General features: G+C 43.5%; 23 protein-coding genes and 1 pseudogene. 8 read left to right on the top strand and 16 right to left on the bottom strand.

Annotation, left to right across the window (positions count from 1 at the left end; translation table 11 throughout):
- Positions 1-8 precede the first annotated feature (8 nt).
- Positions 9-701, bottom strand: a complete 693-nt coding sequence (locus B7E06_RS01455) for a CoA transferase subunit A (RefSeq protein ID WP_082232193.1) — start codon at positions 699-701, stop codon at positions 9-11.
- A gap of 206 nt (positions 702-907) precedes the next feature.
- Positions 908-2266, bottom strand: coding sequence for a sigma-54 interaction domain-containing protein (locus tag B7E06_RS01450; RefSeq protein ID WP_082232192.1), 1359 nt, complete (start codon positions 2264-2266; stop codon positions 908-910).
- Between the two features lie 230 nt (positions 2267-2496).
- On the opposite strand from B7E06_RS01450, the gene B7E06_RS01445 reads away from it, so the two are divergent.
- Together B7E06_RS01445 and B7E06_RS01440 are read left to right on the top strand one after the other, a co-directional pair.
- Positions 2497-2919 carry a CBS domain-containing protein gene (locus B7E06_RS01445; RefSeq protein ID WP_082232191.1) on the top strand — a complete coding sequence of 141 codons (423 nt, stop codon included), beginning with the start codon at positions 2497-2499 and terminating at the stop codon, positions 2917-2919.
- A gap of 98 nt (positions 2920-3017) precedes the next feature.
- Positions 3018-3755: a YqjF family protein gene (locus tag B7E06_RS01440; protein ID WP_082232190.1), complete on the top strand. Its 738-nt coding sequence runs from the start codon at positions 3018-3020 to the stop codon at positions 3753-3755.
- Between the two features lie 55 nt (positions 3756-3810).
- On the opposite strand, the gene B7E06_RS01435 is transcribed toward B7E06_RS01440, so the two are convergent.
- The 3 genes from B7E06_RS01435 to B7E06_RS01425 form a co-directional block, all read right to left on the bottom strand.
- Positions 3811-4173, bottom strand: coding sequence for a SpoIIAA family protein (locus tag B7E06_RS01435; RefSeq protein WP_082232189.1), 363 nt, complete (start codon positions 4171-4173; stop codon positions 3811-3813).
- A gap of 645 nt (positions 4174-4818) precedes the next feature.
- Positions 4819-5307 carry a cupin domain-containing protein gene (locus tag B7E06_RS01430; protein WP_082232188.1) on the bottom strand — a complete coding sequence of 163 codons (489 nt, stop codon included), beginning with the start codon at positions 5305-5307 and terminating at the stop codon, positions 4819-4821.
- A 70-nt stretch (positions 5308-5377) separates the two neighbouring features.
- Positions 5378-6073: a nucleotidyltransferase domain-containing protein gene (locus B7E06_RS01425; protein WP_179133915.1), complete on the bottom strand. Its 696-nt coding sequence runs from the start codon at positions 6071-6073 to the stop codon at positions 5378-5380.
- 143 nt (positions 6074-6216) lie between these two features.
- Here B7E06_RS01425 and B7E06_RS01420 point away from each other — a divergent pair, with 143 nt between their 5' ends.
- The gene (locus tag B7E06_RS01420) at positions 6217-6360 is read left to right on the top strand and encodes a YjcZ family sporulation protein (RefSeq protein WP_082232186.1); all 144 of its coding nucleotides are present in this window, start codon (positions 6217-6219) and stop codon (positions 6358-6360) included.
- A 91-nt stretch (positions 6361-6451) separates the two neighbouring features.
- On the opposite strand, the gene B7E06_RS01415 is transcribed toward B7E06_RS01420, so the two are convergent.
- Positions 6452-6997, bottom strand: a complete 546-nt coding sequence (locus B7E06_RS01415) for a DUF6241 domain-containing protein (RefSeq protein ID WP_082232185.1) — start codon at positions 6995-6997, stop codon at positions 6452-6454.
- Between the two features lie 196 nt (positions 6998-7193).
- Between B7E06_RS01415 and B7E06_RS01410 the strand changes: the two genes are divergently transcribed.
- Positions 7194-7505, top strand: coding sequence for a hypothetical protein (locus B7E06_RS01410; protein ID WP_082232184.1), 312 nt, complete (start codon positions 7194-7196; stop codon positions 7503-7505).
- A 19-nt stretch (positions 7506-7524) separates the two neighbouring features.
- Here the strand turns inward: B7E06_RS01410 and B7E06_RS01405 are convergent, their stop codons facing one another.
- From B7E06_RS01405 to B7E06_RS01395, 3 genes are all read right to left on the bottom strand, one after another.
- Positions 7525-8292, bottom strand: a complete 768-nt coding sequence (locus B7E06_RS01405) for a DUF1129 family protein (protein WP_082232183.1) — start codon at positions 8290-8292, stop codon at positions 7525-7527.
- Positions 8279-8620, bottom strand: a complete 342-nt coding sequence (locus B7E06_RS01400) for a PadR family transcriptional regulator (protein ID WP_082232182.1) — start codon at positions 8618-8620, stop codon at positions 8279-8281. Before B7E06_RS01400 ends, B7E06_RS01405 begins: the two co-directional genes overlap by 14 nt.
- 99 nt (positions 8621-8719) lie before the next feature.
- Positions 8720-9262 carry a phosphotransferase-like protein gene (locus tag B7E06_RS01395; protein ID WP_179133914.1) on the bottom strand — a complete coding sequence of 181 codons (543 nt, stop codon included), beginning with the start codon at positions 9260-9262 and terminating at the stop codon, positions 8720-8722.
- A 112-nt stretch (positions 9263-9374) separates the two neighbouring features.
- Between B7E06_RS01395 and spoVB the strand changes: the two genes are divergently transcribed.
- Positions 9375-10907: a stage V sporulation protein B gene (gene spoVB / locus B7E06_RS01390; protein WP_082232180.1), complete on the top strand. Its 1533-nt coding sequence runs from the start codon at positions 9375-9377 to the stop codon at positions 10905-10907.
- Positions 10908-10958: 51 nt separating this feature from the next.
- On the opposite strand, the gene B7E06_RS01385 is transcribed toward spoVB, so the two are convergent.
- Together B7E06_RS01385 and B7E06_RS01380 are read right to left on the bottom strand one after the other, a co-directional pair.
- Positions 10959-11117, bottom strand: coding sequence for a DUF1540 domain-containing protein (locus tag B7E06_RS01385; RefSeq protein ID WP_082232179.1), 159 nt, complete (start codon positions 11115-11117; stop codon positions 10959-10961).
- Between the two features lie 131 nt (positions 11118-11248).
- Positions 11249-11701 (bottom strand): CotD family spore coat protein, encoded by a 453-nt coding sequence (locus B7E06_RS01380; RefSeq protein ID WP_082232178.1) that lies wholly within the window; start codon positions 11699-11701, stop codon positions 11249-11251.
- 203 nt (positions 11702-11904) lie between these two features.
- Here B7E06_RS01380 and mgtE point away from each other — a divergent pair, with 203 nt between their 5' ends.
- Positions 11905-13263, top strand: coding sequence for a magnesium transporter (gene mgtE, locus B7E06_RS01375; protein ID WP_082232177.1), 1359 nt, complete (start codon positions 11905-11907; stop codon positions 13261-13263).
- Between the two features lie 642 nt (positions 13264-13905).
- Here mgtE and B7E06_RS01370 read toward each other — a convergent pair.
- Both B7E06_RS01370 and B7E06_RS01365 read right to left on the bottom strand, forming a co-directional pair.
- The gene (locus B7E06_RS01370) at positions 13906-14586 is read right to left on the bottom strand and encodes an LrgB family protein (protein WP_082232176.1); all 681 of its coding nucleotides are present in this window, start codon (positions 14584-14586) and stop codon (positions 13906-13908) included.
- Between the two features lies 1 nt (position 14587).
- Entirely contained in the window at positions 14588-14947 is a 360-nt protein-coding gene (locus tag B7E06_RS01365; protein WP_082232175.1) for a CidA/LrgA family protein, read from the bottom strand.
- A 235-nt stretch (positions 14948-15182) separates the two neighbouring features.
- Here B7E06_RS01365 and B7E06_RS01360 point away from each other — a divergent pair, with 235 nt between their 5' ends.
- Positions 15183-15488 carry a DUF3243 domain-containing protein gene (locus B7E06_RS01360; protein ID WP_082232174.1) on the top strand — a complete coding sequence of 102 codons (306 nt, stop codon included), beginning with the start codon at positions 15183-15185 and terminating at the stop codon, positions 15486-15488.
- 251 nt (positions 15489-15739) lie between these two features.
- A complete protein-coding gene (locus B7E06_RS01355) occupies positions 15740-16540 on the top strand; it encodes a LysM peptidoglycan-binding domain-containing protein (RefSeq protein WP_082232173.1) in 801 nt (266 codons plus the stop codon).
- Here B7E06_RS01355 and B7E06_RS01350 read toward each other — a convergent pair.
- The 3 genes and pseudogenes from B7E06_RS01350 to B7E06_RS01340 form a co-directional block, all read right to left on the bottom strand.
- A pseudogene (locus B7E06_RS01350) lies at positions 16533-17253 on the bottom strand (sulfite exporter TauE/SafE family protein). The gene B7E06_RS01355 and the pseudogene B7E06_RS01350 overlap by 8 nt on opposite strands.
- 773 nt (positions 17254-18026) lie before the next feature.
- Positions 18027-18734: a LutC/YkgG family protein gene (locus tag B7E06_RS01345; protein WP_082232172.1), complete on the bottom strand. Its 708-nt coding sequence runs from the start codon at positions 18732-18734 to the stop codon at positions 18027-18029.
- Positions 18734-20158 (bottom strand): LutB/LldF family L-lactate oxidation iron-sulfur protein, encoded by a 1425-nt coding sequence (locus B7E06_RS01340; RefSeq protein ID WP_082232171.1) that lies wholly within the window; start codon positions 20156-20158, stop codon positions 18734-18736. Before B7E06_RS01340 ends, B7E06_RS01345 begins: the two co-directional genes overlap by 1 nt.
- Positions 20159-20164: the final 6 nt, after the last annotated feature.

The raw sequence follows: 20164 nt of genomic DNA, 5'->3' as shown, positions 1-20164 counted from the left end.
TCCTATAGTTATGCTTGAGCAAGCGTCAGTCGTTCAATCCGCTTTTCCTGTTCTCCTTCAATCAGTCCTTGAACATAAATACCGGGAGTATGGATTTCATCTGCAAAAAGCTCTCCTGTTTCCACAAGCTCCTCAACTTCAGCTATTGTTACTTTGCCCGCAGCCGCCATCATCGGGTTGAAATTACGGGCCGTTTTGTTGTAGACAAGGTTCCCCTGTCTATCTCCTTTAACCGCACGCACAAGGCTGAAATCTGCGCGAAGGCCGGTTTGAAGAAGATAGTCTTTTCCATCAAAGTTTCTGACTTCACCGTTTTCTGCGATTGGCGTTCCTACCCCTGCTGGTGTATAAAAGGCCGGGATTCCTGCTCCGCCGGCACGTATTCTTTCCGCAAGGGTGCCCTGAGGCGTCAGCTCGACTTCAAGCTCCCCTGAAAGAACCTGACGTTCGAACTCTTTATTTTCTCCAACATAGGATCCTACCATTTTATCAATCTGCTTATTTTTAAGAAGCAGTCCAAGACCCCAGTCGTCTACCCCGCAGTTGTTAGAGATAACGGTCAGGTGCTTCACTTTTGAATCTACTAATGCAAGAATCAGGTTCTCCGGTATTCCTACAAGTCCGAAGCCACCAACCATAATCGTTGATCCGTCTTTTATTTCTTTAACAGCTTGTTCAAATGATGAATATATCGTTTTCATCTTCCTAACACTCCCTTCACCCTTTTATATGCAAGATTCGTGCCAACAATTAAACTAAGGATTCGCCAGGGTTCGTCATCATTTAATTCCGGAAATCCGGAATTGGTTATTATGTTCATTTACTACATTCATGAAAACCCTTACATTGAAGGCATAAAAAAATCATTCCGCTTACCCGGAATAAACTTCCGGATTCACGGAATGACTCACAGCCTGTATTTTTTCAGTTTGTCATAAAAGCTGGTTTTTCCGATTCCCAGCGATTTAGCGGCAGCCGCTTTGTCATTCTTGAACCTTTTTAAAGCCTGTTCCAGTGCCTTCTTTTCTGTATCTTCGAGAATCCCCTTTAAAGTTTTCGGGGCCGGCTGGAATTCTCTTTGCATATGATCAGGCAAGTCGCCAAGCTGGATCGTTTCATCATTCGTTAAATAAACTGCTGACTCTATTACATTCTCAAGCTCCCTTACATTTCCCGGCCAGTTATAGCGTTGAAAACAGCTGTAAACTTCTGCTGAAAAGTCAGTGACCCGTTTCCCGATTCGATCGGTCAGCTTCTGTAACAGGTATTTGGATAGCACCCGCAAATCCTCTGAACGTTCCCTTAATGGAGGGATAAACACCTGCATGGCATTTATTCGGTAAAATAAGTCCTTTCGGAATTCCTGCTTCTCGATTAAATCTTCGAGCGACTGATTGGTTGCCGCCACCACCCTCACATCGATTTTCTTCGGTTTTACAGCACCGATCGCTTCAACCTCACCCTCCTGCAGCACTCTTAAAATTTTCACCTGGGCATGTAATGGCATGTCACCGATTTCATCTAGAAAAATAGTACCTCCATCGGCAAGCTGGAATTTCCCCGGCTTGCCGCCTTTTTTAGCTCCGGTAAAAGCCCCTTCCTGGTAACCAAAGAGCTCGGACTCGAATAAATTTTCCGGTATAGCCGCACAGTTCACCTTTACAAAAGGTTTCATATGGCGTTCACTTAGCTGATGAATACTGTGGGCAAAAAGCTCCTTACCTGTCCCGCTTTCTCCCCTTAACAGTACAGAAACCTCCCCGGCTGCCAGCTTTTTCACTTTGTCCTTAACTTCCTGTATTTTAGGGGAAGCCGTTATAATGTCGTGAAGTGAGTAGCTTGTACCGTTCTGTTTATTCATTTGATTACGGTAATTTTCAAGTTCCAGGAGGAGTGTTTTAATATGGCTGTTCATCTTCAGCCATTCCTCTGTATCACGAAATAAAACCATCCCAAGGGCACCGACAATTTCACCTTCAGAGCGCAGCGGTACACGGTTGGCAATCATATAATTGCCGCGGATGTACTGAATGTCCGCCATTTCTTCTTTTCCGGTTTCAACGACAATATGCATTCTAGTATTATGAATCACTTCCGTGACGTGTTTCCCTTTAACTTCTGCTTTATCTACTTGTAAAAACTCACAATAGCCTTCATTCATATAAGTAATATAGCCTTTTTTATCAACGATCACGATACATTGATTCACATTTTCAAACAGTGTTTCAAAAATTCCATCTTTATATTTATTAATTATCGACAGCATAAGACTCAGCTCCTTTATGGCAGCGGTTTCATTATATTTTATCATACTGTCTTTTTTACCATGAAACCCTTCCCATACTTTTTATATCACTAAACTAAAATGTTTCTTCCACCGCTCACTAAACCCCTGTGTTATCAACATTTGTCGAATTTTTTATGTTTAAATTTTCTGGAATACGGAAACAGAAATATATATCAAAATAACATCAATATTTGAAAGGTGGATAACTAATGAGTGTCGTAAAAGACTATATGACAAGTAATCTAGCCTCTTGCAATGCGTCCGATGATTTACAGACTTTAGCGAAACACATGAAAGAACAAGATGTTGGTTTCATTCCGCTCGTTGAGAATGACAGATACGTCGGTGTAGTCACTGATCGCGACATTGTCGTTAAAGGACTCGCAAAAGGTTCTCCTGATAATATTAAAGCATCCGATGTTATGACAGAGAATGTAGTGACAGGATATCCTGATATGGATGTTCAAGAAGCAGCAAGACTTATGCAGGATCATCAGATCAAGCGTCTGCTTGTCATTGAGAATGATTCTATTCAAGGGGTTGTAAGCCTTGGAGATATCGGCATTGAAGGTGCTAATGAAGTAGCAGCTGATATCGTAAGTGAAGTTTCTAAAGGAAAAGGGAATAATTAATGCCCAATGCGGGTAAAGTGAATTTATAAACACAGGTACGGCCAGGTTGAACCTCCCCCTCTCCCGGCCGTACCTGCTTGTTTTAGGAGAGAACATAAATGAGATATAAAGAAATCCTGTCAACAACAGAGCATCGTGATTCTCCTCTTCCTAAAGGACCGTGGATTTTTTCACAAAGATGGGATCATACATTATTTATGCATCATTCTGTTAAAAATGAGGCCCTTACTCCTCTATTACCAGAAGGCCTCGAATTGGATACATATAACGGAAAGGCATGGATTACCGTCCTGCCGTTTCTTGTAAGCGGCATGCATTTTCGCCTGACCCCCAAAATCCCTTACCTTCATCATTTTTTAGAGCTGAATGTCCGTACATATGTAAAGCGCAACGGTCTTCCCGGCATCTATTTCTTCAGCCTTGATGCTGAAAAATTATTGGACGTACTTGGTGCGCGAATGACCACCCTCCCTTATTACTATGCTGATATGAGAATGCATCGTAACGAAGACAGCTTCCATTATTACAGCAGGCGCAGAGGAAAGTCAGGAGCTTTCCTGGAAGGAAGCTGGCAGATTGGTGCAGAGGCATATTATCCTGAAAAAGGCAGTCTCGCAAGCTGGCTGGTGGAACGCTACTATTTGTTTACACCGATTCGAAATGAAATATATACAGTAGGTGTGCATCATCTTCCTTGGAGTCTTCAAGATGCAGAGGGTCATTTTGAAACTCATAACCTGCTTCCTGTGTCTCCTTCTTCCTTGTCGGGAGGGCAAATGCTTTTTCATTATGCAGAATCCAGAAGAGTGGTGTTTTGGCCGCTGCAGAAATCATAGTAAAGGAGCCTTCCTTTCCAGGAGGCTCCTTTACTGTCGAGAATCGAAAAGACATTTAATTTTTTTCCTGAATCCAATTCCAAGCGCTTTCTATCTCATCTTTATCAAAGTCTTTTGCTTTCACTCCAGGCAGGTAGCTGCCTGCCTTTGCAGACACGTTAATCGACTTTTTATCACTAAGGACGGCGAATTTATTAAACTGGTCCCACCTTTTGGCATCCACCTTTATCCCGTCCATTATTCCTTTTGCTGTCGTTCCTTCCAGCTCATGAATAACTGCAAGGACGTTAAATTTTTTCTCTTCACCAAAGTGTTTCTCGATATGCTCGTTAAGTTTCCTGGCATCCTCACCTGTTGCTTTTCCTTCAATTTCCACAGCCACCGTGGACGTATCCCGGCTTGGAAGAATGGTGAACACCTTGAAATACCTCCTTCATCAAACAACTTCTTACAGGTAGAATTCCCTGGAATCATTGACATAAACCCCATTTTTTTCATGTTTGTAATCACAATGTCTAAATTTATTAGGGGATGCGAATGACGAATGATTTATTTAAAAAGGCAAACCACTTTCCCCTGTTTTATGCTCCTCCGATAGATAGTTGAAGGAGATTTCCTTGGTCCGTTTACCTTGATAAAGAGGACCGGGCCTGGGGAAACCACTCGCTTTCCATGGGCGAACGGTAAGCTTCCTCGGCCTTTTAGCCCTCCGGGATCTTACCCTGTTCTTTTCTCCCATAGGAGTCTCGCCGTTTCCCCCGGCCCTTTATGTTTTTTAGAGTAACGGAACATTTAGTAAGAGAACTAAAGTAGAGGATTTTCTTACAAACATAGAGTTCCGTTTACGCCATCGCCGGTAAAGAGGCTGGGAAATGGTGAGACTCCTGCAGGGAGATAGAGCCAGGGTGAGATCCGCAAGTGGAACGAGCTAGCTCACCGGCTCCCCGCGGAAAGGGAGTCATTTCCAGCCGCTTTTCTCTTACTACAGTAAACGGAACAGTCTTTATACTTCCTCAAAATGGTAAATGGGGAAAGGTTAGGGAAGGAGTTCCACTTGAGCATGTTATTTACCCTCAATGGCGAGCCTTTCTATAACATCACGATGCTCCGGATATTTATCCAGAAGTTCTTGTTTATCAAATAGTTCAAAGTCTTTAAAATCAAACCCAGGAGAAACCATGCATCCTACGAAAGAGAACGTATCCTCCTCATCAACAGACGAGCCGAAAATTGTATACCTTGGCACAACAAACTGAGGCACCTCTCCTCTAGCGACATTCAATCCCAGTTTTATTTGCTTGTATTCCCCTTCTGGAGTAATCATATGGACGGTTAGCGTGCTGCCGCCGTGATAGTACCATAGTTCGTCCGATTGAAGCCTGTGAAAGTGGGAAACATCTTCTGAGCGCAGCAGAAAATAAATGCTTGTATATAAGCTCCTTTGTCCCCTGGGTGTATTTGTCCCCAATGTTGAATGATAGGTTTGTTTATAGAAACCTCCTTCTGGATGAGGTATTAACCCTAGATGGTCTATGAGATCCTTGCTGTTCATCGCTTTACCTCCTTCATTAAGCAATTTTAAAAATTATATCACTTTTTCATTCCCTCATTTCACTCTTCCGCTAGTGCCGTGACATAAAATCATGAAAGAGCCTGCCTCCAAAAGGTTTGAGCAGTTCATCAGCCAGCTGGATGATGTCCTCTTTTTGATGGCTTTTGTAAAAGGTCTCTGTACATTCAGCGAGCCTCCTGGCGATCAGTGGATTATGTTTTTTTAGAGAACGATACATCCATTTCCCTTCACCCGTCCATTTTTGCTCAGCCCTTAAAATAAAGGAATGCAGCTGGCCGATCAGAGCAGAAACTGTAAAGATATCCTCCGCTTTGCAGGCAGATCCTTCTAAATCATCAAGAAGGTCAGAGATCATGTACCGGCATTGGTCTAATTTATAAGCAGGCAGAGGATTGGGCCCTTCTAATAGGCTTTTCTTCCCCTCCTCAATTAACGCATCTGCTCTCATTCCCCCTTTGATGATGACACCCTCTGCACAGAGGCGTGTGAGGAGTGGAACTCCATGCTGTTTTTCAATAAAAAAAGTATAATCTAAGGAGTCTTCATTATATACAAATGCTTCAATAGGCCATTCTTGATAGACAAACGATTTTCGATAAGTATCTTTTTCCAGTATGACGATATCTAAATCTGATGAAGAGGTGTGTTCTCCCCGGACAACACTTCCCGATAACAAGGCAGCTTCACAATGTGGAAAGTATTCCTCGATAAAGCCTCTCGCTGTTTTAGTTGGATCACTCCTCAATCTTCTCACTCCCGCAGCTTTTTAAATATCTATATTCCAATCCCGTATTTTAGTGTTTTTTTATACATATCCGACAATAGCCTTTCCATATGTATCCTCTTCTTCATAAGATGCTACAAATGCAAATAAAGGTGGTGAACAATATGGGCTACGGATTTGGTGGCTGGGGCGGCTATGGCGGCTGGGGCTGCGGCGGTTATGGCGGTTACGGCCGAGGCGGAGGCTTCGCGCTCATCGTTGTGTTGTTTATTCTTCTTGTTATTATTGGAGCGTCTTTTTACAAATAACAAGGAATTTTTTAAAGGACTCTCCTGAAAATGCTAAAGGAGAAAATTATGTTACCTCAAAAAAATCCCGAAGAGCGGCCTTCGGGATTTCTTAATGTCTGCTTTTTTCAATATATGCTTCTTCTTCTGCCTCTGATAATATACCGAATGCTTTTCCTACAGTACCCCCCTGCAGTCTCCACATCTCATTGTGATGGTCATCAGCTGCTGAAAAGTCTCCATTCTGCCAGGTACTTAGTATCTTGGAGTATCGGTCTTTCTGCTTTAGATTTACAACTTCCAATCCTTCAATCAGCCAGTCAATCCGTTCCTCTGTAATTAAATAAAAGCCCCACTTTTTATCTGCCTTTACTTTCTGGTGAGACATCTGGTGTATGTATTCCTGATAGTCCGAACTTGTTAAATCCATCTGCTTCTTTGAGTCACCAAAAGGGTTTAAATCCTCTTCGTCTCCTTCTGCAAATTTTTTTCGGGATAACTCTTCTACTTTCTGTTCTTGAGTCTCTGTACTCGTGCTTTCTTCAGTCTGTGTCGTCTCTTTTACGTCGCCTGTTATAATATCAAATGCCATATAGCCTATAGCGCCGAAAACGCCTAAGCAAATAACAATCGATAAGCCGATCCCGATTCCTTTCAACAGCCTTCCTCCTTTATTATTACAGCTGAGTCCATGGTAATAGGGATTAAGATTTAATTCAATATCCTTTTATCCACAATCAGGAAAATAACCCCTCATTTAGAAAGTGGAAATACCAGCAGTTCTACCTGGTGTCCCCCCTCCGTATACTATCCTTACGAAGTTGAGTTCATTCTTCTCTAAGGAGGCCAAACAGTTGTCAGCATCGAGAATCTTAAAATGGGTTACAGGCAGTCTTGAAGCCATTCTTGCTATTCCTTTCTTCGGTGGTGCTCTTATTATCTCCCTTTACTGGACACCGCTTGCTGTTATGCTAGCTCTTCACATTATTACTTTAGTCCTGACGAAAAAGGATAAGGGCGCTTCCAGAGGAAGTGTACTAGGAATTATTACTTCCTGTATCGGCTGGATCCCTGTCATCGGAATGATTATGCATATCCTCTCCGCAATTTTCTTAATGGTCGATGGGGCCACACCAGACCCATCTCCTGAAAAAGAAGTTGCTTAAGAATAAGACCTTCACTCTCTTAAAGGGAGGAAGGTCTTTTTTCGTCTGTTCTTAATTTACGCCCGCTTAAAATTAAATAGATCATTATGCCAATAAACATTACAGAACTTGATATTGCCAGCTGTGTCTCTTCTGCAAACCCGGTCACTTTGACGATCAGCTGAGGAACAAACATCAGGAGGGGAATAATAATGGTAAACCATGTTTTACTCCAGAGCGCCATTCCAATAAATACAGCAATACACCCGACCGCTGCCGCTGAGTTTGCAGCAGTATTGAATGTAATCGTACTTACCGGATAATACTGACTCATAAAAATCAATGCAAGAAACAGGACAGCAGGGATAGTTCCAAGCAAACCAAAGAGCAGCCACTCTTTCGATTTGCGAGGAGTGGAGCTGGCAATGTACCGAAATACCGCCGCGGTAAGGAAAACATAGAGAAGAACAATGATTGGATAACCAGCGAGCTCTACCATACTTATTGTGATGCCTCCATTCACTACATCACCAAGAAGAATATAGGCAAAGGCTCCTAATAAAATCATGGAGATATACTGAATGATCGTCCGGCTGTTCACAGGCATTTCTGCAGATATCTGCTCCATATATTCCTTAGGTGATTGTCCAGTGATACTGTCCATGTTTTTTCCGTGTTTCTCGGCTTCTGTTAGATGATCTTCGAGTTCGCCTGCAATTTCATTAATCTCCGCCTCACCCTTCCCGGAAGCCGTTAAATATGTCCGTAAGTTACCGAGAAACTCCTGGCTGTTCTTAGATAATGTCACTTCTTTTCTCCTCCTTTAATAAGTGATCAACACTATAGGAAATCTCTTCCCATCTTTTTTTGAAATGGTTCAGCTCCTTTTTCCCTTCGTCTGTTAATGTATAATACTTTCGCTTTGGACCACCTGATGGCAGTTTCTTTTGAGTCGTTTTGACAAGGCCCTCTTTTTTCATCCTCAGCAGCAGGGGGTAAATACTTCCTTCCTTGACCATGGAAAAGCCATGCTCATTCAGCTTTTCCATCATTTCGTATCCATAGGTTTCCCCTTTTGCAATGATGGAGAGAAGACATCCTTCCAGAATTCCTTTTAACATTTGACTTGAAGACAAATGGATCGCTCCTTTACCATCTATGTTGTTATACAAGCTAGTTAGTTAAAAAACACTATATTGTTTTGCAATATAGTTTAAGTTTATCATATCAGTCCTTTAAGGCAAAGGATTTTTTTGAACCGTCGTTTTCCATCCCTGATACCTTTCCTGCTTTTTCAATAGGTTAAGGATAATATCTGCTGCCCCTTCTTTAGACGTATCGACTGCAACATCGTACACTTCCCCCTGCTGGTGCACAAACTCCAACTGTTTTTCAGCTTGGCCGATCGTACGGTCTCCTCTCGCTTTTTCCCTGGCATTTAACACCTCTAAAGGGCAGTGTACGCCGACAAAGAAAACTGGATAATCTTTTAAAACGGCAAAGGCATCTTGCATGGTATGCTCATTATGTAAAAGATGATCCACGATTAAATCAATACCTCGATCGGAAAACATAGTAATCGTCTGGTGAAAGAAATGCTCGGTCGGAACCGGGATCAGTTTTTCCTGTTCACGGTTCTCCATGCTTGCGATTAGATCATCATACTGGTCAAGACTTAGCGGAAAGTGATGATGAAGCTTTGAAGCAAGCTCAAAAGCTAATGTCGTTTTGCCAGAGCTTGATACTCCATTAAGAAAAATAATATTTCCTCTCTTCACGTAATTCTCTCCTATGCTAAAAGTATTTAAAAAGATTTTAATGAAATAGAGCAACTTCCCCTTTCCCTGCCATATATATCATATATGGACAAGGTAAAGGATGCGTGAACACATGACTAAACAAAGCCTTCTCAAAGGAACGATTATACTTACCATTGGCGCCCTGATTACACGGGTTTTAGGATTTGCTAATGGGATTGTCATGGCAAATGTATTGGGTCCTGAAGGGGTCGGCCTTATTATGATGGCGATGCCTCTTACAGGTTTATTGATAACACTGACGACACTCGGTCTGCCTGTAGCGATTTCAAAGCTTGTAGCTGAAGCAGAGGTAAATAATGACCCACAGCGGGTAAAAAAAATACTGATCGTATCTTTAACGATAACCAGTGTGATCGGTATTCTTTTAATGGGCGGTGCTCTTATTGGAGCAAAAGTGCTGGCTTCCATTTTCCTGACTGACCAGCGTGCCTATTATTCATTACTTGCTGTTATTCCGATCATTCCTATTATAGCGGTTTCCTCCGTTATTAAGGGATATTTTCGTGGAAAACAAAATATGACACCAATCGCCATTTCTCAAGTTATTGAGCAGTTCTCAAGGATTGGATTTATCTTTTTATTCGTCCAGTGGCTGCTGCCTTATGGATTAGAATTCGCTGCGGCAGGAGCTGTGTTAAGCGGGATTATTGGCGAGGCTTTTTCCTTGCTGTATTTAATGTCTGCATTTAAATGGTTTAAACGCCGGCGATTTTCGTTTCGCGAGCCTTTTTCCAAAGTGGACAAGGGTAAAAAGGTCTTTACTGATCTCATGCAGACAGGGCTTCCAACCACAGGAAATGGTTTGATCCATTCCTTAATCGGAGTCGTTCAGCCGATTTTGATTACACAAAGCCTGGCGATTGCGGGAATCGGGACAGCCATGGCTACACAGCAGTTTGGTATTGTTATGGGCTTTGTTATGCCCTTATTAATGCTGCCGGGATTTGTAACGAATTCCATGTCCATTCCTTTAGTTCCTGCGATCAGTGAAGCAAAGGAGCATAAGAACAGTGACATGATTCATAAAAGGACCCAGCAGTCGATTCGGATTGCCCTGATCGTCGGGGTGCCGAGTTCCCTTGTTCTGTGGCTGTTCGCTGATCAGCTGACGACCGTCATTTACAACTCGCCGGAAGCTGCAATTTTATTAAAAATGATGGCTCCTTTTCATCTGCTTCAATATTTTAGAATTCCTCTGCAGTCCGTGATTATCGGATTAGGAAAAGCCAATCTCGTTATGGTGAACGATTTAATTGCCCATTCCGCGAAACTCGGGTTTATCTTCCTCTTAGCGTCGCGTCCAGACTTTGGCATTTACGGAGTCTGTTTAGGAATCAGCGCCAGCGTTATTTTAGGAACACTGCTCCACTTTGCTACCATATCCAAACTCGTCGGTCTTCGATTCGTTCCTGGAGATTTTATAAAAGTGGGGATATCAGGAGCACTTATGGGGATCATCGGTCACGGAACTTTTGATTATTTAAGCTCTGTAACACCCAATCAGATTCTTCTGCTTAGTGTTTCAGTCTTTGTGACGATGCTTACTTATCTCCTGCTTCTATTGCTACTAGGAGTCATAAAGCCGTGGAGAAAAAATCGATGAACTAATAAAGGAGCCTGGCAGATACTTTTTCCAGACTCCTTTCATCATTTCTTAATGCTTTTCAAGTTCGAATGTCTTACAGTCGGTTTCTTCCTGTTTAGAAGCCTGCTTCCCGCTGTGGCTGACCACATAAATCGCTTCAGCTGTACAATGATTTCCATGCTCCCAATATTTACAGTTGTTTACTTCACAAAGCACATCTTTCGCCATGTGATACACCTCCCTTACGATTATTTTTAACAAGCGAAGGGAGATTCATACGTGCTTGTCCAGACCGCCTTGGAAAAAAAGATATAGGAGGAGCGAGCATCCCTATATCTTTTCTAATCATACTTTCTGAGTTACCATCTAGGACGCTGCGCCCCCATCCAGTTTTGCGGAGGGTAAGGAACAGTGACATTCTCACAAGAGTAAGTGTTTACTACTGAGCACGTATGTGGGAAAGAGTGTAAATACTTATAATGCGTATGATGAATTTGTGTTGTGTGACTCGGATGAACGACTGGAATTAACACCTCACGATTAAAATTCTCGGTGAATTCCCGTACAGGCTCTACCTGAGCAGGCATCGTTTCTGTTGGCTCTTGTACAGCAGGCGCCACCTGGTTACCGTTTTCCTCATAACTTTCACCCATAACTTGCCCTTGATCAGGCCCCATCATATTTGGCACCATGTCGGATTGCCCCATCATCATATTATTTTCCGATTGCCCCATCATCATGTTGTTTTCCATTTGCCCCATCACCATATCATTAGGGTTCTGGCCGTGAAATCCGTGAAAAGCTTTGTTCATTTCAACCAGCCTCCTCTCTTTTGCTTATTTACGTTACATAATTTATATACGCAGGACAAACGGCTACTGATTGTACGTTTACCCATATCACCAAACCTCTTCTTTGTCCTTTTTGTCCGGTTCATTTATATTCAGTCTTTTTCATATTAAATTTAAGAACAGGGAAAGTTAGGTATACAAACAAAACGGGAGGAGGGATACCCATGTCTATTGCGCTTTCGGAAAATGAAATTACTCTGGCCCTTATCCAATCATTGAAAGATGGGAAGAGGAGAGCTTTCCAAAACATTATCGCAGAACTTCAGCCATACGATATTGCCCGGCAGTACAATCACATCCCGAATAAGCATTCAGACAAGTTCCTGCTTTACTTACCGCTTGAGCAGCTGACCAGCCTTATGGGAGAACTTGAGCGTGAGGACCAGCTAGATGTCTTGCAGCGGCTTGGTAAGAAGAAGTCCAGAGTGGTACTGGATCTGATGGAGAATGATGACTTAGCCTCTTTATTGACAGACCTGGAACCCGAAAAGATTACAGAACTTCTTTCCTCCATGAAAGCGGAAGAATCACAAATTGTTCAAAATATGATGAATTACCCTCCCGAAACTGCTGGTCGGATTATGAACAACCGCTATGTTTGGATTCCCCGTCACTATACAATCAGAGATGCTGTTGATAAGCTTAAGGTCTTTGCAGAGCTGGCAGAGTATTTAAACTACCTTTACGTAATTGATGAAGAAAAAAGGTTAGTGGGAGTCGTATCCTACAAAGACTTAATTCTTGGAGAAATCACCGATAAAATCGAGGATATTATGTACACTAGAGTTGTAAAAGCCGATGTACTTACAGACCAGGAGGAAGCGGCAAGCATCATTAACCGCTATGACTTTGTATCGCTGCCAATCGTTGAAGATGGGGACCGTCTCGTAGGAGTTATTACTGTAGATGATGTCCTGGATGTGGTGTATCAGGAAGCCAATGAAGATATTGAAAAACTTTCCGCTTCAGGTAAGTCGATTGACTTTACAACAAAGCCGCTCGTCGCTGCTTACCGCCGTCTGCCCTGTCTGATATTACTGTTGTTTATTGGACTGATTTCAGGAAGTATTATCAGCAGCTTTGAGTCAACCCTTGAAACTGTCGTGGCTCTGGCTTTCTTTATGCCCATGATTGCCGGTATGACTGGGAATACCGGTACCCAGTCGCTCGCAGTTGTCGTCAGGGGGTTAGCTTCACAGGATCTGAATTTCCGTCAAGTCGTTAAATTGGTGGGTCGTGAACTTTGGGTAGGTATTATTATCGGCTTAACGTGCGGGGTGTTAATTTCATTGATCGCTTATTTCTGGCGGGGTAATATTACGCTTGGTCTTGTTGTAGGGAGTTCTCTTCTGCTTACCCTGGTGATCGGCACCATTGCGGGTACGATTATCCCTCTTATTTTGTATAAGCTGAAAATAGACCCGGCTATTGCTTCAGGACCGTTGATTACAACGATTAACGATATATTATCACTGCTTATTTATTTTGGGATTGCGACTGCATTTATAACGAGGCTTATGTGATTAGGAGGGGGTTCCCTCCTTTTTTGTTTCACGTGAAACATTTTCGAAAGTTTTGAAAACTTATATTATGGAGACCTGTTCCGTTTGCCTGAATAACGAGAACCAGGCCTCGGGAAACAACCCGCTTTCCATGGGCGAACGGTGAGCTTCCTCAGGCTAAAGCCTTCCGGGATCTCACCCTGTTCTTCTCTCCCATAGGAGTCTCGCCGTTTCCCCTGGCCCTTTGCGTTTATTAGGAGTAACGGAACACTGAGTAAGAAAAGACCATTTCCTTAATAGCGGGTACTGAAACTATAGCGTTCCTTTATACCCCGAACGGTAAAAGAGGCGGGGAAATGGCGAGACTCCTGCAGGGAGATAGAGCCAAGATGAGATCCGCGAGTGCAACGAGCTAGCTCATCAGCTCCCCGCGGAAAACGAGCTATTTCCAGCCTCGTTCCTCTTTATAAAGTAAACGAAACCGTCTTTGCCCTCCTCAAATATGTGAATAAGATAGTGAAAACTGCTAGACTCCTACAGGAGATAGAACCCATGGTGAGACACGAGGGTGCAAGGAGCTGGCTCACCGGCTCCCCGCTTAAAAGCGAGTCATTTCTCTCCAGCCGCTTTTTCTACTCATCATAAATGGAACAGAACTCCACTCTAAATTTGAAACAGCCAGACGAACAGCGGGCCAAGTACAGAACCAAAGATGGCTGTTAAACTCATGGCCACTGAACTCATAGAGGCTGTTTCCTCTCCATATTCCAGTGCCTTCGAAGTTCCGAGAGCATGAGAAGCACTTCCAAAAGCAATCCCCTGCCCCATTGAACCCTTCAGGCGCATCCATTTCACAAGGTGTGGGCCGATAATAATCCCTGTAAAACCGGCAATCATTGTAAAAACAACTGACATGGAAGGAACTCCGCCAATCTCAGCAGAAACCGGGATGGCGACAGGTGTCGTTAATGATTTAGGAACCATGGATAAGATTTGAATGCGGTCAATTCCAAAAGCTTTTGCAAACAAAACGCCTGTGACAAGTGATGTCACAAGACCAGCAAGCACACCGGAAGCCACAGGAATGATATATGCCCTAATTTCCTTACGCTGCTTATACATCGGGTAGGCAAGTGCTACAACAGCTGGTCCTAAAAAGAAATCGATCACCTTCCCTCCATCCATATAAGTTTCATAAGGGATTTGGAAAAGGACAAGCAGTGTCACGATAAGAAACGTTGAGGTTAAGACAGGGACAAAAAATGAATAATGAAAGCGAATATAAAGACGACTCATCATTAAAAAAATTAAAATCGTTCCAGCAAACATGAAGACTGCCTGCATGTCACTTCTCCCCCTTTTTCGAAAAGATTTCACTTACTTTTCCGGCTGCAGCCATAGTAAGTAATGTGCTGACACTAACGATAATGACTAGAAAGATACCATTCAGAGAAAGGAAAGACGGGTATTTCATGACTCCCACCGTAGCTGGTATAAAAAACAGTGGAAGAAAAGAGAGCATAAAAATCGATCCCTCTTCAATCCAGCGTACAGAAAAGAGGTTAAAAGAAAGGCAGCAAAACAGCAGGATGAGCCCGATAATACTGCCTGGAATCGGAAGGTTTAATAGTTCACCGAGCCCTTCACCTATTAAGTAAAACAGATAGAAAATAGAGATTTGCAAAACAATTCGAATGATCTTCATCGTAACAACCCGCCTCCTTTCTTTTTCTTTATAAAATATCACCCCGGTATGCATGCCAAGTAAACAAATTCACTTATAATTTTAATAATATACTTTTTACAAACCCCATCTTCACCGATGAAGCTTCCAAATAATATTTTTTATTATTTCAATAGCACATCCAGAAGCTCTTATACGTTTCAGAAAAGCTGACAAGTGGAACTTGAAGAACTATACTACCGAAAGGAGAGATACAATGGCTAATCAAGATCCAAAAGATGCAGCAGCAAAGATGAGCGAAGACAAAAAAGATGATATTATGCAAAATTTTCAAACGTTTAAGGATTATCTAGGTGACCAGGTTAATAAGGGAGAAAAGCTCGGATTAGGGGAAGATGGACTTGCAAAAGGCGCTAAGCGAGTTGGCGATTATCTCGCCAAGCACGAAGATCCCCGTAACCGTGAGCAAAAATTGTTAAACGAGCTTTGGAAATTTGCAGACGAAGAAGAACGGAAGCATATGTCCCACGTACTCGTGAAGCTTGCTGATTCAACAAACTAAAATTTTAACACAAAGGTGCCTCTTCATGCAGGCACCTTTTTTTATTGGATTTATCATCCTTACGGTATTTTTCACGACACCTTAGGACTCTTCCCCTGCTTGCTCAAAGATGAGCTTTCCCCAATCTCTAAACTCCTCAACTTCTATTTTATCGCAAAGGACGAACTATCTTCCGCTTAGGTGCTCACCCCTTCTTCTCAAAACGAATATGTTACAGCATACGTTTTTTATAATACAAGGAGTGAAGGAAAATGCCGTTCGTCGACCAGACTCACTTTCTCTACACCATTCAACCGGGAGATACTCTTTATACGTTAGCCAATCGATTCGGAACAGATGTCTCTCTGATTGTATCTGCTAATGCTCTTTATCCTCCTATTACTGACCCTGGTTTAATCTATCCCGGGCAGGTGCTGGTGCTGACTCGTCCCGGTCTTCACAAAACTTACCAGATGGTCAGTCAAGGAGATACCCTTTATTCATTTGCCCAAAGATATTCAGCCAGTGTGGATTTGCTCCAAGGAATTAATCCTCAAGTAGCGAATCCGATGTTTATTTATCCCAATCAGTTTCTAAATGTGCCTGTTTTTATATATGAAGTAGAGTCTGGGGATACACTTAACAGCTTAAGCCGTCGTTTTGGCATATCCCTGTCTGCTCTTCTCAATGCTAATAAATATCGTCCGGGTCTTTCACCTGACGTCATTTATCCAGGTTTTTATTTAGCCGTGCCCCTTCCTTCATCTGTCAACATTTTAGTAACCAGCCCGTTTCCGTCTACCATCGTTCAGGAAGGCAGCCCTTTAAGCGGGTTTGCAAGAGCATATGAAGGCGGCATCCTGTATCGGATTACAGACAGCTCGGGACGTGTAGTGACAGAAGAAGCACCTATTCAGGCATCGGCTGCTGGTCCTCTCTACGGCACTTTTTCAATCCCTGTAAAATTTGACTCCTCTCCTGCTTCAGCGGAAGGAGAAATATTTGTTTACACCCGGAGTGCGAATGATGGAAGTGTTCAGGATCTCGTAAAATTCCCTGTCCGTTTTAGATAATCTTTGCTGTATTTTCAAAAAGCATGTAGAAGCCGGTAAATAACAGCAGGATGTATATAAACCATTGAAACATGCTAGGGCTGATCCACTTATAAATCAGCTGTCCCACAAACAAACCAATGATTAATACAGGCAGGCCAAGTAAGCTTGATGTCCAAATCAATGAGTCTGTACCAGCAAATATCAATGATTAAGCTGACTAAATAGATAAATAAATAAAAAGCCAGCGTAGTGGCTCGTAATACTGCCTTTTCCGTGTCTGTTCCTGAAAAATACAGCAGCAGCGGAGGACCCGGCATTCCTATGCTTGTCGTTAATGTGCCCGATAAGCTTCCGGCTGCCAAATCCCGCCCCTTCGTCTGATTGATTCTAAATTTCAGGATGAGACCCGTCGTTAAAGAAAGAATGATTATACTTACGACGAGCTTCAGCATATTGATAGGAAGGATAAGAAATATAAAAATACCGACAGGCAGCCCGACTGTGCTGCCTGCTGTAAATCGTTTAAGGATCCCGTAATTTATATCCTTTTTGATCTTGTTAAGCATAGCTAAAGATATGACGAGTGATAATATGAGGTTAATTTGCACAGCTTCCCTTGGCTCGAAAAGCAGCAGTAAAAAAGGGGTGGCCATTATGGAGAAGCCAAAACCGGTGCTTGTCTGCAATGTGGATGCGATAAAAATAATCAGAAGAAACCATACGATCTCCAATTGTATTCAGCCTCTCATACGATCATTTGATTGCTCTATCATATCATTCCTTTCCTTTTTGTTTAACCTCTTCTCGTTCATAATGGATTGACCTAGGGAGAGGTTGTTCCGTTTTGCGGAAGTAAGAAGAAAGCGGCTGGGAAATAGCTCGCTTTCCGCGGGGAGCCGATGAGCTAGCTCGTTACACTCGCGGATCTCATCTTGGCTCTATCTCCCTGCAGGAGTCTCGCCATTTCCCAGCCTCTTTTACCATGGAGAGTATAAAGGAACACTATAGTTTCAGTAACCTCTCTTAAGGAAATGGTCTTTTCTTACTCAGTGTTCCGTTACTCCTATTAAACGTAAAGGGCCGGGGGAAACGACGAGACTCCTATGGGAGGATAGAACAGGGTGAGATCCCGGAGGGCTAAAAGCCCGAGGAAGCTCACCGTTCGCCCATGGAAAGCGAGTTGTTTCCCCAGGCCCGGTTCTCCACATTCAGGCAAACGGAACAAAATTCCCTTTAATCTAAGAAGCCTTTATGGGAGTACAGACCAAGGGTGAGGTCCTGGAAGTCTAAAAGCCCGATGAAGCTCACAATTCGCCCATGGAAAGCGAGTCGTTTCCACAGGCCCGATTCTTTTATAAAAAGCAAACGGAACCGTTTCTCTCGGTTCTAAGAAACGGTATAGGATCATAGACCAAAGCTTAGAAGCTCGCCATCGGTCTCTGGAAAACGAGTTAGCCCTCGTAAAATACAACAAAACCAGCCTTTTTCAGACTGGTTCTGCACGTTATAGATCATCAACTAGAATGTATGTGGCTTTAACAGGACCGTGTACACCGACAATCAGATTCATTTCAATGTCGGCACTGTTGCTTGGTCCGGTGACAAAGCTGACACAGGAAGAAACAGCATTCCCTTTCTGCTCTTCCGCATGAATTAACTGCCCAGCCTGCGTTATGCGCGGGACGAGCGTACTTTTAGGAATAACGGCAATAAACGTTTCAGGCAGAAGGCTGATCGAGCGACCGTTGAATCTGTCGTTAAAAAGCGTAACCGTCCCAGATTCAGCAAGGGTAAGGTCGCTGCACACAATTCCGGCCCCTGCTCGTTCTGCTAGGGTCAGATTGCGGCTCCCTTCCTTTTCATCCCAGATATGAACATTGTAGCCGTCATGCTTTAAAATCTCATAGCAGTTATTGAGCCCTGTCGATTCGTTACGCGGTCCGCCGGCTGCCACGACCTCCCTCGCCCCATACTCCTCTAAAGTAATTCTTAAAGCTTCAGCAAGCCCCTCTGCCGTTGTTCTTTTAAAAGTGGTGTGAATAACATCGCACTGCTTCTCTAAAACGTCGACGAGCTCCTCGGCAGTAGCATCTGCCAGTACACGTGACTGGGGATGAACAGAATATTCAGGAGGAGCCACCTCTGTTTTACGGGGGCGTCCTAAGTTTTCAGCAACATGATCTAAAAAACTCTCCCGGTTATAGACGGCCATTAGTGTCCCCTCCTTTTCTCTCTTTTCTTATACCAATCTCTAAAGCTGACCTTGGCAGGTGACGGGAAATCACGCGAATCTGTCCAGCCTTTCAGCGGACCGGGTCCGTTTTCGATGTGTCCGTCTTTTGTCCAGGGCTTTAAGGCGGTATGGGCCATTTTCGTGCTCAGTTTGTAAGCGGCCGGATTGGAAGCCCACTTGGCGTAGCCTTTCATCATGGCGCTTTCTGCCTTCGTCCCCATTTTTTCTTTCTCAACAATGATTTCGCGGTGTCTGATTAAGTGTTCGTGCAGCGGAATTTTTACCGGACAGGCTTCGGTACATGCCGCGCAGAGAGACGAAGCGTAAGGAAGTTCCTTATGATCTTCATAACCGTCAAGCAGCGGTGTAAGTACAGCTCCAATCGGTCCTGGATAAATAGATCCGTAGGAATGGCCGCCGACATGCCGGTAAACCGGGCAGGCATTTATACAGGCTGCACAGCGAATGCAGTGCAGTGCGGATTGAAATTCGGTTCCTAAAATTTTCGAGCGTCCGTTATCGACAATGACGAGGTGGAAATCTTCCGGTCCATCGACTTCCCCTTCCTGTCTTGCGCCGGTAAGTGAGGTAATATAGCTCGTCAGCTTCTGACCGACAGCTGAGCGGGTCAACAGGCTGACCACCACTTCAAGATCTTCCCAAGTCGGGACAATTCGTTCCATCCCCATGACAGAAATTTGCGTATCAGGAAGTGAAGTGACCATACGGGCATTTCCTTCATTTGTTACGAGCGTAACGGTGCCAGATTCAGCAACAGCAAAGTTACAGCCTGTAATTCCGATGTCTGCCGCCAGGAAATCCTTCCTCAGCTGCTCGCGGGCGAATGCTCCTAGTTCTTCAGGGTCGTCCGAGCCGGTGTAGCCTCTTTTCTCCATAAAAGTCTCCCGTATTTCTTTTCTATTTTTATGAAGGGCGGGTGTGACAATATGAGAAGGTGGATCTTCGTCAAGCTGTAAAATCCATTCTCCTAAATCAGATTCAACGACTTCACACCCTGTTTGCTCGAGGGCATGATTTAAGCCGATTTCTTCCGTTACCATTGATTTGGCTTTTACGACTTTTTTAGCTTGTTTTTCCTGAGCGATCTTTTGTACATACTCGTTCGCTTCTTCTGCTGTCTTGGCAAAGAATACGGTGCCGCCCCGGTTTTCAACTTGTTCGCTGAGCTGCTGTAAGTAGTAATCAAGGTTTTCTAAGGTATGGCTTCTAATTTCTTCACCAAGTGTCCGCCAGTCTTCCCAGTCACCGAGTTCATCTGCGGCCGCTGCCTTTCTCGTTCGAAACCGTCCTTGTGCTGAGGAGACAGCCTGCCGCATAAACGCATTGTCAATGCCTGCCTGTATTCGCTCTGCGTACGTCTTTTCGCTGATTTTTATACTCATTTCCGG

The organism is Halobacillus massiliensis (assembly GCF_900166625.1).
GTDB classification, from domain to species: domain Bacteria; phylum Bacillota; class Bacilli; order Bacillales; family Halobacillaceae; genus Halobacillus_A; species Halobacillus_A massiliensis.
The sequence above is the reverse complement of the archived record's forward strand: the minus strand, read 5'-3'. Positions and strand labels throughout refer to the sequence as shown.

Bases quoted from the DNA above. Each gene is read 5' to 3' on its own strand.
- B7E06_RS01455 (WP_082232193.1), bottom strand. From the start codon at position 701: ATGAAAACGATATATTCATCATTTGAACAAGCTGTTAAAGAAATAAAA.
- B7E06_RS01450 (WP_082232192.1), bottom strand. From the start codon at position 2,266: ATGCTGTCGATAATTAATAAATATAAAGATGGAATTTTTGAAACACTG.
- B7E06_RS01445 (WP_082232191.1), top strand. From the start codon at position 2,497: ATGAGTGTCGTAAAAGACTATATGACAAGTAATCTAGCCTCTTGCAAT.
- B7E06_RS01440 (WP_082232190.1), top strand. From the start codon at position 3,018: ATGAGATATAAAGAAATCCTGTCAACAACAGAGCATCGTGATTCTCCT.
- B7E06_RS01430 (WP_082232188.1), bottom strand. From the start codon at position 5,307: ATGAACAGCAAGGATCTCATAGACCATCTAGGGTTAATACCTCATCCA.
- B7E06_RS01420 (WP_082232186.1), top strand. From the start codon at position 6,217: ATGGGCTACGGATTTGGTGGCTGGGGCGGCTATGGCGGCTGGGGCTGC.
- spoVB (WP_082232180.1), top strand. From the start codon at position 9,375: ATGACTAAACAAAGCCTTCTCAAAGGAACGATTATACTTACCATTGGC.
- B7E06_RS01385 (WP_082232179.1), bottom strand. From the start codon at position 11,117: ATGGCGAAAGATGTGCTTTGTGAAGTAAACAACTGTAAATATTGGGAG.
- B7E06_RS01380 (WP_082232178.1), bottom strand. From the start codon at position 11,701: ATGAACAAAGCTTTTCACGGATTTCACGGCCAGAACCCTAATGATATG.
- mgtE (WP_082232177.1), top strand. From the start codon at position 11,905: ATGTCTATTGCGCTTTCGGAAAATGAAATTACTCTGGCCCTTATCCAA.
- B7E06_RS01370 (WP_082232176.1), bottom strand. From the start codon at position 14,586: ATGCAGGCAGTCTTCATGTTTGCTGGAACGATTTTAATTTTTTTAATG.
- B7E06_RS01365 (WP_082232175.1), bottom strand. From the start codon at position 14,947: ATGAAGATCATTCGAATTGTTTTGCAAATCTCTATTTTCTATCTGTTT.
- B7E06_RS01360 (WP_082232174.1), top strand. From the start codon at position 15,183: ATGGCTAATCAAGATCCAAAAGATGCAGCAGCAAAGATGAGCGAAGAC.
- B7E06_RS01355 (WP_082232173.1), top strand. From the start codon at position 15,740: ATGCCGTTCGTCGACCAGACTCACTTTCTCTACACCATTCAACCGGGA.
- B7E06_RS01345 (WP_082232172.1), bottom strand. From the start codon at position 18,734: ATGGCCGTCTATAACCGGGAGAGTTTTTTAGATCATGTTGCTGAAAAC.
- B7E06_RS01340 (WP_082232171.1), bottom strand. From the start codon at position 20,158: ATGAGTATAAAAATCAGCGAAAAGACGTACGCAGAGCGAATACAGGCA.